Source organism: Kitasatospora sp. NPDC054795 (assembly GCF_053611565.1).
The window spans coordinates 60,728-77,213 of sequence record NZ_JBSHAP010000019.1; the positions used below are offsets into that span (position 1 = coordinate 60,728).

The window sequence follows — 16,486 nt, forward strand, 5'->3', positions numbered from 1 at the left end:
GAACCCGGACACTCCCCGCTCACCCGGAATGACGGAGGGTGGGTCAGTGCACTGACAGTGCCCCCCTGTACGGTCGTCATGCCGCAGGGGAGCGGCGCTTTGCCGAACGGGGAGGATTCCACGCATGGGTACCCAAGGGTTCGTCACCGGGCCGGTCGCACCGGCTCCGGGCCTGACACCGAGCACCGCCGCGACGCCGTCCCACGCCGGGCTCGTCCTGGCGAGCGCCGGAGGCCCGTCCGCGTCCTCCCGCGGCTCGGGGAGCACCCAGCTCGACACCCCGTACGAGCTCGCCGCCTCGGCCGGAATGGCCCGTCAGATAGCCACCGACCTCGACAGCGCCAATGGCAAGGCCGGCCCCGGCGCGCACAGCCTCACCGAGTACGCGAGCACCGCGTCGACCAAGATCCGCGGTTTCTCCTTCGGCAGCGCCCTCACCAGCAGCACCGAGCGGTGGATGCAGCAGTGCAAGACGCTGCACGACAAGCTCGGCACCACCGCCGGAAACCTCGACAAGACCCAGCAGAACTACCGCACCAACGAAACCAGGACCGCCGCAGATCTCCGCGCGGGCCAGTAACAGGGGAGGGGAACAGACAGATGGTGTCCTTCAAGGAACTGCATGAGGCCGACTTCGCCGCGATCAACGACGCCGCCGAGGCGTGGTCCGGCGTCGCCAAGGCCTTCACCTCCCTGGACGGCCGGGTCGCCAAGGATCTCACCAGCACCGCACAGCGAGCCGGTTGGAAGGGCACGGCCGCCGACGAGGCGACCAAGGCCCTGCAGGGCGTCGACAGCGACTTCAAACAGGCCTCGGCCGTCGCCACCGCCCTCGCCGCGATCATGAAGACCGCCGCCGAGGACTTCGCCGCCGCCCGCCGCGACCTCGACACCGCGCTCCATGACGCACAGGGCGACAGCACCCTGACCGTCACCGCGGACGGTGCGGTCAACTGGACCGTGCCGAAGGAAGAGAGGAACGACCCCGACGCGGAACGCACGATACGGGCGAACGCCCAGGCACTGTCGGACCGGCTCGGCAAAGCCGTCGCGAAGGCCACCGCTGCGGACCAGAAGGCCACTGTGGCCATCCAGGGCGACATCGGCACCAGCACCACCGCCTTCAACGCTGCCCCGTACGGCGCCGGCCCTGTCGCCGACGCCAACCGCGCCAAGGACCTGATGTCCAAGGCCGGCAGCCTCTCCGACGACCAGCTCAAGCAGCTGCAGGCGCTCATGGCCGCCAACGCGGAGAACAAGGACTTCTCCACCACCCTGCTCAACGGCCTCAACGCCGGCGGCAAGACCGGCCCCGAGGCCCTGCTGGAATACAGCAAGGTCTACGACGGCCTCGCCCACGGCAACCACAACGCCAAGGGCTACCAGGACGTCTACGGCAACCTCTCCGTCGTGCTGGCCACCGCCACCCGTGACGGCGGAATGGGCAAGGCCTGGGAGGACAGCCTGCTGGCCGCTGCTCGCCGCCCTGGGGCATCTGCGGCGGGGTACAACGACAACTACCCGGCGCTGACGAAGCTGATGGGGGCGAAGGGCGCGTTCGACAAGCCGTTCCTCCTCAGGGTCGGCAACGATCTGGTCGGCTACGAGCGCAACAGCAAAGTCAAGGGCGAGGAGCTCTGGGGCCCGAACTGGAGCGCACTCACTGGCCAGACCGACCCGATGGGTGGTCTGATGAGTGCGCTGAGCCGCGATCCGGGGGCGTCGAAGGACTTCTTCGACCCGGGAAAGTCCAAGAACCTGGACTACGTGCTGCACGAGCGGAAGTGGCCGAGCCAGGGCTACGAACAGAACCAGATGGACGCCCTCGTTCGCGACACCTCACGCGCAGCACTCGGCGACGCCTTGGAGGCCGCCACGACCGGTCGGGACCCTCACGGCAACCAGCCGCCGGTCCGCCCGCACGACAAGGTCATGTCGCAGATCATGGACGAGACACTCAAGAGCTTCGCCGGCAGCGGCCCCGGGGACAAGGCGAGCCTCCCGGCCGCGCTCCGTCGGCCGATGGCCGACATGATCGCCGACTACGCCCCGAGCATGCATGAGATCCTCGGCAAGGAGTTGTCCGGTCCTGCCCAACCGGACGGGCTCACCGTCCAGCGCGACCAGTTGTTGCGCGTGATCCGTGGCGCCTCTGAGGACCCTGCTTCATTCGCGATCATCCACGGTGCCGAGTCCCGGGAGATCGCCGTCCGCCTCGGCGACTACGGCCCCGAGGCGTTCAAGCCCGATGCGGTGGGCGGTGCGAATCACAAACTCCACTCCTTCACCCAGGAGGCGGGCTCCGCGCTCGGCGCGCTCGACGCCGTGTTCGCCGATACGGCTTCGGAGCACACGGAGTCGAAGAAGGCGAAGGAGGACTGGGACGCGAAGATGAACTACCACCTGCTCGGCACACCCGCGAACCTGTTGCCGCTCGGCGACATCGCTCAGCGCCTGGTCGATGTCGGGACTGCCCAGTACGCCAATGACGCCAAGGCATTGGCCGACTCCGAGCTCCAGGGCAACCTGAGCTCCCACTTCTCCGCAGGGCAGAACCAGTTGAACAAGATGATCGACGACAGGGTGGCCCAGTTCGGGGTGGATGCCACCACCGCCGACCTGACCGGAAGCGTGTCGCAGCAGCTGAAGACGGACGGGCGCACCACCTACAACGTCGCCATCGACGGTACCTACCGCACCGTGTTCGGGCGGTCGTGAACAGGTGGAAGCTATGAGGAACGATGGTCCTTCCGGCGATTCCGGAACCCCTCACAGTCGCGTCGGAGCGGCGCTCGACCGGCGGGGGTTCACCACGCGGGGGCTGCGGATGCGGGCGGCTGCCGTGGTGCTGGCGCTCTCGCTCGTCCCGGTCGGGGCGGCGGGGTTCGCGGTGTACCGGCTGACCAATGTCGGCGGGCCGGACAGCGTGTGCGACGGGGCCGCCACGGCGGACCAGTTGCACGACCTCCTGGGCTCCGGGCGGATCAGGGAGCATCGGAGCGGATTCTCGGCCACGGACGACTCCACCGGGAACGGGTGCACCGCGACGGTCGGTTCCGGCTTGTTCGAGACGTCCGAGAAGACCGTGCGGTTCACCGTCGCCCGCAACGCCAAGGACGGTCCGGGCAAGCTGACCGCCTCGGACGCCCGGCTGTTCTCCGGCGGCTCGGTCGGCTCGGTGACGCCCGACGCCGCGTGGGCGGTGCTCCCCGAGGGATGCGGCAAGGGCGTGCGCGCCGAGGTGCGCGCCGACGGGCAGGGCCACGACGAGACCAGGGCCCGGCTGGCCGTGGCCTTCGCCAACGGCCTCGCCAAGGCACGCGGGTGCGGCAGCGGGGCACTCCCGGCGCCGAAGGAACTGTCGGCGAAGGGCGCCGAGACGGACCCGGACTGGGCCAACCTCTGCGGACTGCCCGGATTCGCACCCGCCAGGAACCCCGAGGCCCAGTGGCGCATGCCGCAGCAGGTCACCACCGCCACCGCCCCGATCTGGTCGTGCCGGATCGGCGGGGACCCGCGGTACGACAGCCGGGTGCAGGAATTCGCGATCACGACCGAGCCGCGGACCACCGCCCTTGCCTGGAAAGAGAGCACGGCTCCCGGTGTGGGTCGGGCCCAGTGGGTGGCAGACGGCACGCTCGTCACCACGTGCCAGGGCAAGGACGTCTTCTTCACCGTCACCGGCGGGATCACCTCGGGCCTCGAAAAGCCGTTCCTCTTCCCCGACCAGAAGGACCTCGTACGCCAGTTCCTCACCGCCGGGGGCAAGGCGATCGGCTGCGAGCCGATCCTGTAGCAGCCCCCTCCCGCGGGCGGCCGGTCCCTACCGGCCACCTGCAGGAGCACGCCTGCATCCGACCGACCGATCAGCGATCAGGGAACAGCACACCGTGAAGATCAAGGACGCCGACAAACCGGATGGATCCGCCACCGGCCTCGCAGGACGCGTCGAAGCGGCGCTCGACCGGCGGGGGTTCACCACCCGCGCCCTGCGCGTGCGGGCCGGGGTCGTGACCTTGGCGGTGACGGCGACGGCGGCCGGCCTGGGGATCGGCGGGTGGGCTCTGTTGCGGGACGACATGACCAACGACTACGGCCCACAGAGCGTGTGCGACGGCACGGTGGGTTCGCAGGCGCTGAACGACGCGCTCGGGGCGGGCAAGGTCAGCGCCGAGCCGTACAGCAGCGCCACGGCGACATGCACCGTGATGGTGGCCGGCGGGATGTTCGGCGACGATCGGCACGTCATGGTGTCCTTCGGCCAGAGCAAGGACATCTTCCACCTCCCGATCGCTTCCGGCGCCCGGACGTTCGCCGCCTCGGCGAACGGCGGCGCGGTCGGTGCCGTCCGCGACTCGGAGGCCTGGGCGTTGCTCCCCGCGGACTGTCCCAACGGGCTGTGGGTCCAGGTCAGCGCCTATGGCGGCGGCCAGTTCGACCCCCTGAAGCTCGCCCGGCTCGCCGTGTCGACGGCCAATCGCACGGCGGACCAGCGCGGCTGCGGCAGGACGCCGCTGCCCGCCCTGCGCGAGCTGACCCCGGCGAGCACCGAGCGGGAACTCGACGGCGACGCCGTCTGCGGCCTGCCGGGGATCACCGTCCTGCGCGCCGCCGACAAGCGCTACAAGGAGGCCGTGACCGTCGGGTCCGATCCGCTGTGGACGTGCGAGATCACGCCGGACGGCGATCACGAGAGCACCTCCGCCCTCGTCATCGCCACCGAGCCCCGGCTCCGGCCGGACGCCACCGACCGGGACACCTCGCCGGCGTTCGGCCGAGCCCGCTGGGTGGGTTCCCTTCCCCGGGACGAGATCGTGGTGACCTGCCACGGTCGCCCCACCTACTTCCGGATCGGTACGGTCAAGCAACTCGGACACCTGTTCTCCACCTCCGACGAGGCCTGGAAGCAGTTCCTCACCGTCGGGGGCGAGGCGGTCGGCTGCGAGCCGATCCTGTAGGGGGTGGGCGGGCGGAAATGGGTGGGCGGGTGGTGTGGTAATGGTCTATCTTGTCTTAGGCCTATTACGCTAGACACGGGGAAGCTCCATGACCACCACCACCGACCACGCCGACCGAAGCTCCCGCACGATCGTCGCCGTCTCCGAGCGGCTGGTGCTGACGCGGCCCCAGGAGGGGGACGTGGAGGCGATGTTCGCGATCCACGGGGATCCGGAGACCAACCGGTACAACCCGAACGGGCCGCAGCGGGACATCGCCCAGGCGCGGGAGATGCTGGACGGGTTCGTCGCCGACTGGGTGCGGGACGGGGTGGGGTACTGCGCCGTCGCCACCCGGGAGGACCCGGGGGCGGTGATCGGGTTCGCCGGGCTCTACCTGCACACCCTGGACGGGGAGCGGGTGTTCAACCTCTACTACCGGTTCCGGCCGTCCGCCTGGGGCAAGGGGTACGCGGCGGAGGCGGCCCGGGCGGCGATGGCCGAGGGGCTGCCGCGCCACCGGGGCATCCCGGTGATCGCCCTGATCCACGCGGACAACCTGCCCTCGCGCCGGCTCGCCGAGCGGCTCGGGCTGGTCGCGGACCCGGACGGCCGCACCGACGAGGAGGACCGGGTGATCCACCGAATGGCCCCGGCCCTCGTACCGGCCTGAGTCGGGGATCCCCCGCCGGGGGGAGCGGGATCGCACCGTGGGCGGAGGCCCCGGGGCGGGGCCCGGCGGGACGGTGGGGGCATGAGGATCAACGAGCACGCGGTGCGGACCGGGGCGGCGTGGACGGCGGTGGCGGCGACCGGGCCGTACCTGACGCTGAAGCTGCTGTGGCTGACCGGGCACCCGGTGGGGTCGGACGCCCCCGGTGAGATGGACCGGCTGTGGCTGGTGAACCTGCTGACCTTCGGCATGGACGCGATCGCCGTGGCGCTGGCACTGGCGTTCGCCCGGCCGTGGGGACGGCGGGCGCCGGCCGGACTGGTGGCGTTCCCGATGTGGGTGGCGACCGGGCTGCTCGGCACCATCCTGGTCGCGCTGCCGCTGTACCTGCTGAGCATCCTGGTGCTCGGGCCGGAGCGCGGCGACCCGGACGACAAGGGCATCGGCGACTGGGTCTTCCTCGTCGTGTACGGCGCCTTCGCCGTCCAGGGCCTCGCCCTGCTCACCGCCTTCGCCCTGTACGCCCGGCGGCGCTGGGCCGGGCTGCTGCGGGAGCGGATCGGCGACCTGCCCGACTCCCCCACCCTGACCGTGCAGCGCGTCCTCGCCTGCGTCGCCGCGCTGCTCGCCGCGGGCGTCGCGGCGGGCCGCGCCTACTGGGCGCTCGGGGGCACCGCCGGACTTCCGCGGGACATGGCCGAGGCCAGGAGCCGGGGCGTGGCGGTGATGGACGGGGTCGCCGCGGTGATGGCGGTGGCCGCGGCGGCGGCGCTGCTGGTCCTGGTCTTCCGGATCCGGCCGGGGCGCCGGGTGCTCGGACCGCTGCTGGTGGTGTGGACGGCAGCCGGCTCGCTGTTCGGCTGGGGCGGCTGGCAGTTGGTGGCCTTCGGGGTGACGACGACCCGGGTGACCGAGCTGCGGACGGCCGTGCCAGGGCTGACACCTCTGGTGCAGAGCGCCCAGGTGGTGGCCTCGGTCCTGGTCCTGGCGGTCGGGGCGACGGCGTTGACCGAATGGGGCGCCCGCCGGCGCGCCGCTGCCGTAGAGTCGCGCGGGTGATCACGGGGGTTGGCCGCCGGTTGCGGCGTGCGGCGGGGGCCGCGCTGGGGCGTCGGGCCCGCCTGCGCTGGGTGCACCTGGTGCTGGGCGGCGCGCTGCTGATGCCGTACTGGATGCTGTCGGTGGTGCTGTACGGGGCGCTCGAACCGGACCAGTCGCCCGCCCGCCAACTGCTGATGTACGTCCTGTCGTTGCTCACCTCGCTGCCGATGGCCGCGGTCACCGCGCTGGTGCCGACGGTGCGGGGCCTGGAGGGCGCGGCCGCGCGGGCGCTGTGCGCGGTGGCCCGGCCGGAGGAACTCGCCACCGGACCGGCCCGCTCCTGGACCGCCCGCCGGCGCACCGCGCTCTGGTACGTGCTGCACGTCCTGTTCGGCGGGGTGGTCGCCGGGATGACGCTGGCCGGCACCCCCTTTGCGGTGGTCCTGGTCCTCGGCTTCGCGGGGACCGAGGAGTTCGTCCGGATGTGGGAGCGGCACTTCCCCGGCTGGCTGGTCACCGGCCCGGCCCTCGGCCTCGGCCTGCTGCTGCTGATCGTCGGCACCAACGCCGTCTGCGGCGCGCTGCTCGCCCGCTGGGCGCCCGTCCTGCTCGGCCCGACCCCCGAGGAGCGGGTGGCCGCCGCCGAGCGCCGGGCCACCGTGCTCGCCCAGCGCAACCGGCTGGCCCGCGAGTTGCACGACTCGGTCGGGCACGCGCTCAGCGCCGTCGGCATCCAGGCCTCGGCCGCCGCCCGGGTGCTGCGCAGCAACCCGGACTTCGCCGCCGAGGCGCTCGCGGCGATCGAGGAGACCGCCCGGGGCGCCGTCGCCGAACTCGACGCCGTCCTCGGCCTGTTGCGCGAGGAGGACCCGGAGGCCGCCGAGCCGTCCGGGCCCACCCTCGCCGGGCTCGACGACCTGCTGCGCCAGCTCGGCCGGGCCGGGGTCGCGGTGGACGCCGAGCTGGCGCCCGGACTGGGCGGCCTGCCCGGGGCGGTGTCCCGCGAGGCGTACCGGATCGTGCAGGAGGGCCTGACCAATGTGCTGCGGCACGCCGGACCCGCGCCGGCCGGGCTCCGGGTCGGGCTGGCCGGCGACCGGCTGGAGATCGAGCTGACCAACCCGCTCGGCCCCGCCCGGCCGAGCCGCCCCGGCGGCGGACGCGGACTGCGCGGGATCGCGGAACGGGCCTCGGCCCTGCGCGGCGGCAGCACGGCGGGGCCCGGTGAGGACGGAACGACGTGGCGGCTGGCCGTCTGGCTGCCGGTGGGAGGGACGACGTGAACGAGCACAAAGGCGCGGACGCAGGCGTGAACGAGCACGAAGGCGCGCACAAAGGCGTGAACGAGCACGAAGGCGCGGACGCAGGCGTGGGCCGGGACGCGAACGACATCCGGGTGGTGATCGCGGACGACGAACGGCTGGTCCGCCTGGGCCTGCGGGTGGTGATCGACAGCGAACCGGGCCTCACCGTGGTCGGCGAGGCCGCCGACGGCGCCGAGGTCGTCCCGCTGGTGCGCGAACTGCGCCCCGACGTGGTGCTGATGGACGTCCGGATGCCCGGTATCGACGGCATCCGGGCCACCGAACAGCTCGTCAACGGGATGGCCGCGCCGCCGCGCATCCTGGTCGTCACCACCTTCGAGCACGACGACCACGTGTACGACGCGCTGCGCGCGGGCGCCGCCGGGTTCCTCCTGAAGCGGGCCCGGGCGGAGGAGATGGTGCAGGCGGTGCGGCTGGTCGCGCGCGGCGACTCGCTGCTGTTCCCGGCGGCAGTCCGCGAACTCGCGCTGCGCCACGGCGCGGACCGGCGCCGGGAGGCCGAGCGGGCGGACCGGGCGGGCCGGGGGCCGATCCGGCGGCTGACCGCGCGGGAGAGCCAGGTGCTGCGACTGATGGCCACCGGGCTCAGCAACGGCGAGATCGCGCGGCAACTGATGGTGAGCCCGGAGACGGTGAAGACGCACGTCGGCAGCGTGCTGGCCAAACTGGGCGCCCGGGACCGCACCCAGGCGGTCATCGCCGCGTACGAGTCGGGTTTCGTGCTGCCGGGCTGACACCCGCTCAAACGGCTTTCTCGGCGCCGCGCAAATCGAACGTGGATTCCACCCGATCGTCACCAGCGAGTAGAGTGCGACTTTCCCCCGAAAACCTCCGATACCTCCCGTATCGCCTGGAACGAACTGGTGGCCGCATGACTGTCCGGACCCGGCCCGCGCTGTGGTGGCGCATGGGCATCGTGCTCTCGGCGGGCCTCGGCCTGATCCTCGGAACCGCGCCACTGGTCTACTTCACCGTGCAGAGCAACGTGATCGTGTTCGGCTACTTCATCGGCGCGGTGTACTGGATGCTCAAGCGCGGCACCGTGGACGCACCCGCGCCCCGGCTGCGCGGCGCCGCCACGCTGTACATCCTGATCACCGGGCTGGTCTCGCACACCCTGCTCGAACACGGCGCCAACCCGCTGCCCGGGCTGGTGAGCGGGCCGGACAGGCTGGCGCACTGGTCGTCGTTCTTCCTGCACTACGTGACGCCGGTCCTGGTGATCGTCGACTGGCTGGTGCTCAAGCCCCGCAACGCCGCGGCCTGGAAGGACATACCGCTCTGGCTGGGCTTCCCGCTCGGCTACGCGGCGATCGTGCTCGCCCGCAACGCGCTGTTCGACGACTACCCGATGCCCTACCCCTACTTCTTCTTCGACCCGACCACCAAGGGCTACGGCTACGTCTGGGGCCAGATCGCCCTGCTGACCGTCGAGTTCGTGGTGCTCGCCGCCCTCGTCGTCGGACTGGACCGGCTCGGGACCCGGATCGCGGGCCGGCTGCGGCCCGCGCCGCAGGCCTGACACCCGTCTGCCGCGGAGACCTTCAGCCACGGCGAACTCCTGCCCGACGGCGCACCAGTCCGCTGTCGAGACCACCGGGGACCATTTCCTCCCGGCCCCGGATGGGCCCTGAGGAGGAAGCGGATCGGCCCGCAGGAGGAAGCGGGTGCGGCTCGCCGGATGACGCCCGGACGGTGGAGCCCGCCGTAGCGTCGGCCGGGAGCGGTGGCGGAGGGGTTCCGCGGGGGAGACCGGGGTTCGGCGGAGGCCGGAGATGACACGCAGGAGCACGGGCAGGGCGGCGGCCGCGGCGGTGGCGCTCGCGGCGGCGGTGGGGTTGGCGGCGCCGGGGGCGGCCGCGGCCCAGGAAGGGCGGGCGAACCCGCTGGACGGGGTCTGGCGGACGGAGGGCTACGGTCTGCTGGTCGCGGTCTCCGGGGACCGGCTCACCACCTACGACGTGACGGCGCACAGCTGCGTGCCGGGGTGGATCACGGGGACGCGGACCGCGGCACCCGGACCGGACGGCACCACCCGCTACGGCATGGGCGACAACGCCCTGACGCTCACCCCCCGGGGCCGGAACCGGGCGGTGGAGCGCGAGGAGGGCGGGGTCGGCAGCAAGACGCTCAACCGTCTGGACGCCCTGCCGCCGCTGTGCGCCACGCCGGCTCCGAACGACCCGCTCGCGGTCTTCGACCGGTTCTGGGAGAACTTCGAGGAGAACTACCCCTTCTTCGCCGCCAAGGGCATCGACTGGCACGCCGTCCGGGACGAGAAGCGGCGCACGATCACCCCGACGACGACCGTCGACCAGTTGCAGGCCGTCTTCGTGGACATGCTCCGCCCGCTCGGCGACGCCCACACCGCACTGGCCCGGGTGGTCGACGGGCACCCCGAGATGGTCTTCGGCGGGCAGCGGCCCGGGTCGACCGAGGAGACCGAGGAGCTGACCGCCCGCGCCCGGCAGGCCTCGGCCGCCCGGCTCACCGGTCCGGAGCAGCTCTTCGCCAACGGTCGGCTCGGCGTGGGCCGGCTCCCCGACGGCATCGGCTACCTCCGGGTGAGCAGCTTCGGCACATACGCCGCGGGCGGCCACCAGAGCCAGCTCGACGAGCTGGATCGCGCGCTGGACGCCGTGCTGGCCGGCCCGGACCGCTTGGCCGGACTGGTCGTCGACGTGCGGCTGAACGGCGGCGGCTCGGACGCGCTCGGGCTGCACATCGCCGCCCGGCTCACCGACCGCCCCTACGTCGCCTACCGGAAGGTGGCGCGCAACGACCCGGCCGACCCGGCGAGGTTCACCCGGCCCGAGCCGGTCACCGTGCACCCCTCGGCGGGCGCGCGCTTCAACGGCCCGGTGGCGGTACTCACCTCCTCGATCTCCACCAGTGCGGCGGAGACCTTCACCCAGGCCATGATGGGCCGCTCCCCCAAGGTGCTGCGGGTCGGCGAGAACACCCAGGGGGTCTTCTCCGACGTGATGATCAAGAAGCTCTCGCCGGACCTGATGGTCGGCCTGCCGAACGAGAAGTACCTCACCCGGAACGGCGGCACCTTCGACGGACCGGGCATCCCGCCGAACGTCCGCACCCCGGTGTTCACCCCGGACGAGCTGGCCGCGCTCAGGGACTCGGCCCTGAGCACGGCCCGCCGGATACTCGTCGAGGACGCCGGGGGCCGGCAGGCCACCCAGGGCCGGCAGGACGCCCAGGCCGACCAGCCCGACCAGGGAAACCGGGCCGGCCAGGGCGCCCGGGAGTAACAACGGCAGGCACGGCAGCGACGCCAGGCGCTACATCGGCTTCACCGCCCGCAGTTCGCCGTCCAGCTCCAGCCACCGGGTGAGCCCCAGGCCGCGCAGGAACGGCAGGTCGTGGCTGGCCACGATCAGCGCCCCCCGATAGGCGGCCAGCGCCTGGGTGAGCTGGCGGACGCTGGCAAGGTCCAGGTTGTTGGTCGGCTCGTCGAGCAGTAGCAGCTGCGGCGGCGGCTCGGCCAGCAGCAGGGCGGCCAGTGTCGCGCGGAAGCGCTCGCCGCCCGAGAGGGTGGCGGCGGGCTGGTCGGCCCGGGCCCCGCGGAACAGGAAGCGGGCGAGCCGGGCGCGGACCGCGTTGTCCCCGGCGCCGGGGGCGAACAGCTTGACGTTCTCCACGACAGAGCGCTCGTCGTCCAGCAGGTCGAGCCGCTGCGGGAGGTACCGCAGCGGCACCGGGGTGATGACCTCCCCTGCCAGCGGGGCGAGTTCGCCCGCGATGGTGCGCAGCAGGGTGGACTTGCCGGCGCCGTTGCGGCCGACCAGGGCGATCCGCTCGGGCCCGCGCAGGTCGAGGTCGGCGGTGGTGCCGTAGGGCAGCCGGACCTTGTCCAGGGTGAGCACGGTACGGCCGGCCGGGACGGCGGTGCGCGGCAGGTCGATCCGGATCTCGGCGTCGTCCCGCACCGCCTCCTCGGCCACGTCGAGCCGTGCCCTGGCCTCCTCCAGTCGCTCGGCGTGCATGCCCTGGAGGCGGCCGGCCGTCTCCTGGCCCTTGCGCTTGAGCATTCCGGCGAAGATGTGCGGGTCGTTGCGGGTGACCGAGCGCTTCTTGCCGTACGCGGCGCTGCGGTCCAGCCGGACTCGGGCCTCGGCCAAGTCCCGTTTCTGGCGCTGGACGTCGGCCTCGGCGTTGCGCAGCAGCCGCTCGGCCGTCTCCTGCTGGGCCGCGAGGGTGCGTTCGTAGTCGTCGAAGTCGCCGCCGTACCAGGTGACTTCGCCGTCCCTCAGGTCGGCGATCCGATCGACGTGCCGGAGCAGTTCGCGGTCGTGGCTGACGATCAGCATCACGCCGTTCCAGCCCGCCACCGTCTCGTAGAGCCGCTCGCGGGCGGCCCGGTCGAGGTTGTTGGTGGGCTCGTCGAGCAGCAGGACGTCGGGGCGGGCCATCAGCAGGGCGGCCAGCCGCAGCAGCACCACCTCGCCGCCGGAGAGTTCGCCGGTGGTGCGGTCGAGGCCGAGGCGGTGGAGGCCGAGCCGGTCGAGGGTGGCGCGGGCGCGCTCCTCGACGTCCCAGTCGTCGCCGATCGCGTCGAAGTGGCGCTGGTCGGTGTCGCCGGACTCGATGGCGTGCAGGGCCTCGCGGGCGCCGCGGATGCCGAGCGCCTCGTCCACCCGCAGCGTCGTGTCGAGCGTCAGTCCCTGCGGCAGGTAGCCGAGTTCGCCGTCGACCCGGACGGTGCCGCCGGTGGGGGTGAGCTCGCCGGCGATCAGCCGCATCAGGGTGGACTTGCCGGCGCCGTTGAGACCGATCAGGCCGGTGCGGCCGGGTCCGACGGCGAGCTGGAAGCCGTCCAGGACGGGCTTGCCGTCGGGCCACTCGAACGAGAGCTCGGTGCAGAGGACGGCGGTGGTGGTGGGTTGGTGTGCCATAAAGGCCTCCCGGGGTGGTTGCCGAAGGGGTGATGAGCAACACGGGGAGACACCGCGGGTGCGGAACCGGGGACGGCCGGAGGAGAACGAAGGGGTGGCGTCACGCAGAGGGGCGCCACGGGCCGTGACTGAGGTCGCACACTCGCGCACCGCGCAACGGCAGCAGGGCCTGCGCGGCGGGGGCGGTGTCCCGGGACCTCAGTAGAGCAACGGCCTTCTCCTTGTCTGGCTGATGACCCGGACCACGTTAGGCAGCCCGTACGCCACCCGCAACCGATTTACCGGCCCCGAGGTCGCGGCGGGACGCACCCCCGACGAAGGTCGCGGCGGGGACGCACCCCCGACGGAGGCCCGACGGGGGGCCGGCGGGGGCCCGGTGCCGATCCCGTGCCGATCCGGTGACGGCCCCGTCCCGGTCAGGGGCGGATGTCAGGAGCTCCCCGACCGCATGGCAGACTCCTCACCTGCCATGCCGGCGGCCGAAGCGGGCCGCACCCGGGGATCGGGTCGCATGGCGGTAGTCAACAGGGGGATTTGAACTCATGTCACCGATATCCCGGCCGGGCCGTGCCGTCCTGGGCGCCTCCGTCGCCGCGCTGACCATGGTGGTCGCCACCGCGTGCGGCCCCGACAACGCCGATCCGGCCGTGACCGCGGCTCCCAGTGTCGCGGCCGGCGCCGCCGGCACCCCGGGCGCGGCTCCGATCAAGCTTCCGACGCTCGAAGAGCTGAAGACCTGGAAGCTGGAGGACTGGGACAAGTGGGCCCAGGCGAACGTGATCACCCCGGCGGTCAAGGGCTACTGGACCCTGCAGAAGCTGCTGGAGGCCAAGCCGAAGCCGCTGCCCCAGCCCGCCCCGGAGGCGACCCAGCCGCCCGCGCAGCCCACCGGCGCCGCGTCGGCCACCAGCGCGCCCACCGCCGCCCAGCCCACCGCGGCCCAGCCGGGCGGCGGCGCGGACCAGCTGCCCGCCGTGGTCCCGGCCAAGCCCGTGGCGCACCCGTTCCCGAAGAACATGCACGTCAACGGCAAGATCTTCTTCAAGGACGGCAACGAAGACTACGTGTGCTCCGGCACCGTCGTCTCCGACCCGGCCAACCCGGGCAAGAGCAACCTGGTGTGGACCGCCAGCCACTGCCTGCACGGCGGCAAGGGCAACAAGTACTACACCGACATCACCTTCGCCCCGGCCTTCAACAGCAACGGCGTGCTGAGCAACGGCAACAAGCAGGCCAAGCTGGAGGACGCCGAGCCGTACGGCGAGTGGACCGCCACCTCCGGCATGGTCTCGCCGCAGTGGGCCGGCGAGGCCGACCCGGAGAAGGGCGGCCCGTGGAGCCAGTACGACTTCGGCATCATCAAGGTCGCCAACCCCAACCCGGGCGGCAAGTCGCTGGAGGAGACCGTCGGTGGTTCCGTCCCGCTCTGGTTCAACGCCCCGCGTGACCAGGTCGGTGCCGTCAGCAACTACGGCTTCCCCGAGGGCAAGCCCTTCGACGGCGTGGAGCTGGAGCACTGCGACGGCGGCAAGCCGTCCAAGAAGACCGGCGACCCGAGCCGCCCGGCGATGCTGCTGATCGGCTGCAACATGACCGGCGGCAGCAGCGGCGGCGGCTGGTACGCGACCAAGGACGGCAAGCCGGCGCTGGTCAGCGACACCTCCATCGGCAACGGCGCGAACACCTACGAGGCCGGTCCGTACCTGGAGGACGTGGCCCAGCACATGTTCGAGTACTTCTCGAAGAAGGCCAAGTGATCAAGGCCCGGTGATCAGGGCCCGATGATCAAGGCCCGGTGATCAAGGCCGGGTGATCCGGGGGCCGCGGCAGGACAGCCGCGGCCCCCGCTTTTTCCGTCGCGTTTTTCCGTCGCGCGGGCCGCTCCTCCTACAATCGGCCCCATCATGAGCGCGACACTCGTAGTCAAGGACCTCAGCGCCGGCCACGGCGAACGCACCCTCTTCTCCGGCCTGGACCTGGTCGTCGCCCCCGGCGACGTGATCGGTCTGGTCGGCGTGAACGGTGCCGGCAAGTCGACCCTGCTGCGGCTGCTGGCCGGCCTGGACACCCCGGAGGGCGGCTCGCTGCGGCTGAGCCCGGCGAGCGCCAACGTCGGCCACCTGCCGCAGGAGCCGGAGCGGCGCGAGGGCGAGTCGGTGCGCGACTTCCTGGCCCGCCGCACCGGTGTGGCGGCCGCGCAGGCCGCGCTGGACGAGGCCACCGAGGGCCTGGTCGAGGGCCGGGCGGGCGCCGACGACGCGTACGCCGTCGGCCTGGAGCGCTGGCTGGACCTCGGCGGCGCCGACCTGGAGGAGCGCGCCGAGGAGGTCGCCGACTCGCTCGGGCTGAAGGTCTCGCTGGACCTGCCGATGACCGCCCTGTCCGGCGGCCAGGCCGCCCGGGCCGGCCTCGCCTCGCTGCTGCTCTCCCGCTACGACGTCTTCCTGCTCGACGAGCCCACCAACGACCTCGACCTGGACGGTCTGGAGCGCCTGGAGGCCTTCGTCAAGGGCCTGCGCACGGGCACCGTGCTGATCAGCCACGACCGCGAGTTCCTGGCGCGCACCGTGACCAAGGTGCTGGAGCTGGACCTGCACCAGCAGCAGGTCAACCTGTACGGCGGCGGCTACGAGGCGTACCTGGAGGAGCGGGCGGTGGCCCGTCGGCACGCCCGCGAGGAGTACGACGAGTACGCCGACACCAAGGCCGGGCTGGAGGCCCGGGCCCGGATGCAGCGCGGCTGGATGGAGAACGGCGTGCGCAACGCCCGCCGCAAGTCCTCCGACAACGACAAGATCGGGCGCGCGATGCGCACCGAGTCCACCGAGAAGCAGGCCGCCAAGGCCCGGCAGACCCAGCGGATGATCGAGCGGCTGGACGTTGTCGACGAGCCCCGCAAGGAGTGGGAGCTGCGGATGGAGATCGCCACCGCGCCGCGCTCCGGCTCGGTGGTCGCCACCCTGCGCGGCGCGAGCGTGCGGCGCGGGGACTTCGCCTTCGGTCCGGTGGACCTGCAGATCGACTGGGCCGACCGGGTCGCCATCACCGGCGCCAACGGCGCGGGCAAGTCCACGCTGCTGGCCGCCCTGCTCGGCCGACTGGAGCTGGACGGCGGGAGTGCCTCGCTGGGCTCCGGCGTGGTGGTCGGCGAGGTGGACCAGGCGCGCGGCCTGTTCCTGGGCGGCGAGCCGCTGCTGGAGGCCTTCGCGGCCGCCGTACCGGAGCTCGCGCCGGAGGACGTGCGCACCCTGCTGGCCAAGTTCGGCCTCAAGGCGGTGCACGTGCTGCGTCAGGCCGCCACCCTCTCCCCCGGCGAGCGCACCCGGGCCGCGCTGGCGCTGCTGCAGGCCCGCGGGGTCAACCTGCTGGTGCTGGACGAGCCCACCAACCACCTGGACCTGCCGGCGATCGAGCAGCTGGAGTCCGCGCTCGGCTCGTACACCGGCACCCTGCTGCTGGTCACCCACGACCGGCGGATGCTGGACACGGTGTCGGTGAACCGCCGGATCGAGGTCCGGGACGGGCGGGTGCACGAGCTCTGAGCCGGCGCCGCCCCGGCGATTGGTCTCCACCTCCCGGTCTGTACCTATCGGTCTACAC

13 protein-coding genes are annotated in these 16,486 nt (G+C 72.4%); 12 read left to right on the forward strand and 1 reads right to left on the reverse strand.

Going from position 1 to position 16,486, the window contains the following annotated elements; genetic code table 11:
* Positions 1 to 124 precede the first annotated feature (124 nt).
* The 10 genes from ACWGJO_RS09820 to ACWGJO_RS09865 all read left to right on the forward strand — a co-directional run bounded on the left by ACWGJO_RS09820 (position 125) and on the right by ACWGJO_RS09865 (position 11,242).
* Entirely contained in the window at positions 125 to 580 is a 456-nt protein-coding gene (locus tag ACWGJO_RS09820) for a hypothetical protein (protein ID WP_452182945.1), read from the forward strand.
* 20 nt (positions 581 to 600) lie between these two features.
* A complete protein-coding gene (locus ACWGJO_RS09825) occupies positions 601 to 2,718 on the forward strand; it encodes a hypothetical protein (RefSeq protein WP_452182947.1) in 2,118 nt (705 codons plus the stop codon).
* A 109-nt stretch (positions 2,719 to 2,827) separates the two neighbouring features.
* Entirely contained in the window at positions 2,828 to 3,796 is a 969-nt protein-coding gene (locus ACWGJO_RS09830; RefSeq protein WP_452182948.1) for a hypothetical protein, read from the forward strand.
* Between the two features lie 94 nt (positions 3,797 to 3,890).
* Entirely contained in the window at positions 3,891 to 4,958 is a 1,068-nt protein-coding gene (locus tag ACWGJO_RS09835) for a hypothetical protein (RefSeq protein WP_452182949.1), read from the forward strand.
* 88 nt (positions 4,959 to 5,046) lie between these two features.
* Positions 5,047 to 5,610, forward strand: coding sequence for a GNAT family N-acetyltransferase (locus ACWGJO_RS09840; RefSeq protein WP_452182950.1), 564 nt, complete (start codon positions 5,047 to 5,049; stop codon positions 5,608 to 5,610).
* 81 nt (positions 5,611 to 5,691) lie between these two features.
* Positions 5,692 to 6,669 (forward strand): hypothetical protein, encoded by a 978-nt coding sequence (locus tag ACWGJO_RS09845; protein WP_452182951.1) that lies wholly within the window; start codon positions 5,692 to 5,694, stop codon positions 6,667 to 6,669.
* A complete protein-coding gene (locus ACWGJO_RS09850; protein ID WP_452182952.1) occupies positions 6,666 to 7,934 on the forward strand; it encodes a sensor histidine kinase in 1,269 nt (422 codons plus the stop codon). The genes ACWGJO_RS09845 and ACWGJO_RS09850 overlap by 4 nt, the downstream gene beginning before the upstream one ends.
* Positions 7,935 to 7,990: 56 nt before the next feature.
* Complete coding sequence (locus ACWGJO_RS09855; RefSeq protein ID WP_452182953.1) at positions 7,991 to 8,710, forward strand: response regulator; 720 nt, start codon at positions 7,991 to 7,993, stop codon at positions 8,708 to 8,710.
* A 137-nt stretch (positions 8,711 to 8,847) separates the two neighbouring features.
* Positions 8,848 to 9,498: a Pr6Pr family membrane protein gene (locus tag ACWGJO_RS09860; protein WP_452182954.1), complete on the forward strand. Its 651-nt coding sequence runs from the start codon at positions 8,848 to 8,850 to the stop codon at positions 9,496 to 9,498.
* A 253-nt stretch (positions 9,499 to 9,751) separates the two neighbouring features.
* The gene (locus tag ACWGJO_RS09865) at positions 9,752 to 11,242 is read left to right on the forward strand and encodes a S41 family peptidase (protein ID WP_452182955.1); all 1,491 of its coding nucleotides are present in this window, start codon (positions 9,752 to 9,754) and stop codon (positions 11,240 to 11,242) included.
* Between the two features lie 30 nt (positions 11,243 to 11,272).
* Here the strand turns inward: ACWGJO_RS09865 and ACWGJO_RS09870 are convergent, their stop codons facing one another.
* Positions 11,273 to 12,886: an ABC-F family ATP-binding cassette domain-containing protein gene (locus ACWGJO_RS09870; protein ID WP_452182956.1), complete on the reverse strand. Its 1,614-nt coding sequence runs from the start codon at positions 12,884 to 12,886 to the stop codon at positions 11,273 to 11,275.
* Between the two features lie 542 nt (positions 12,887 to 13,428).
* Here ACWGJO_RS09870 and ACWGJO_RS09875 point away from each other — a divergent pair.
* Positions 13,429 to 14,643 carry a trypsin-like serine peptidase gene (locus tag ACWGJO_RS09875; RefSeq protein ID WP_452182957.1) on the forward strand — a complete coding sequence of 405 codons (1,215 nt, stop codon included), beginning with the start codon at positions 13,429 to 13,431 and terminating at the stop codon, positions 14,641 to 14,643.
* A gap of 147 nt (positions 14,644 to 14,790) precedes the next feature.
* Complete coding sequence (locus tag ACWGJO_RS09880; RefSeq protein ID WP_387692905.1) at positions 14,791 to 16,428, forward strand: ABC-F family ATP-binding cassette domain-containing protein; 1,638 nt, start codon at positions 14,791 to 14,793, stop codon at positions 16,426 to 16,428.
* Positions 16,429 to 16,486: the final 58 nt, after the last annotated feature.

Excerpts from the sequence above, each read along its gene's own strand:
- ACWGJO_RS09820 (WP_452182945.1), top strand. The coding sequence starts at position 125 with ATGGGTACCCAAGGGTTCGTCACCGGGCCGGTCGCACCGGCTCCGGGC.
- ACWGJO_RS09825 (WP_452182947.1), top strand. The coding sequence starts at position 601 with ATGGTGTCCTTCAAGGAACTGCATGAGGCCGACTTCGCCGCGATCAAC.
- ACWGJO_RS09830 (WP_452182948.1), top strand. The coding sequence starts at position 2,828 with ATGCGGGCGGCTGCCGTGGTGCTGGCGCTCTCGCTCGTCCCGGTCGGG.
- ACWGJO_RS09840 (WP_452182950.1), top strand. The coding sequence starts at position 5,047 with ATGACCACCACCACCGACCACGCCGACCGAAGCTCCCGCACGATCGTC.
- ACWGJO_RS09845 (WP_452182951.1), top strand. The coding sequence starts at position 5,692 with ATGAGGATCAACGAGCACGCGGTGCGGACCGGGGCGGCGTGGACGGCG.
- ACWGJO_RS09860 (WP_452182954.1), top strand. The coding sequence starts at position 8,848 with ATGACTGTCCGGACCCGGCCCGCGCTGTGGTGGCGCATGGGCATCGTG.
- ACWGJO_RS09865 (WP_452182955.1), top strand. The coding sequence starts at position 9,752 with ATGACACGCAGGAGCACGGGCAGGGCGGCGGCCGCGGCGGTGGCGCTC.
- ACWGJO_RS09870 (WP_452182956.1), bottom strand. The coding sequence starts at position 12,886 with ATGGCACACCAACCCACCACCACCGCCGTCCTCTGCACCGAGCTCTCG.
- ACWGJO_RS09875 (WP_452182957.1), top strand. The coding sequence starts at position 13,429 with ATGTCACCGATATCCCGGCCGGGCCGTGCCGTCCTGGGCGCCTCCGTC.
- ACWGJO_RS09880 (WP_387692905.1), top strand. The coding sequence starts at position 14,791 with ATGAGCGCGACACTCGTAGTCAAGGACCTCAGCGCCGGCCACGGCGAA.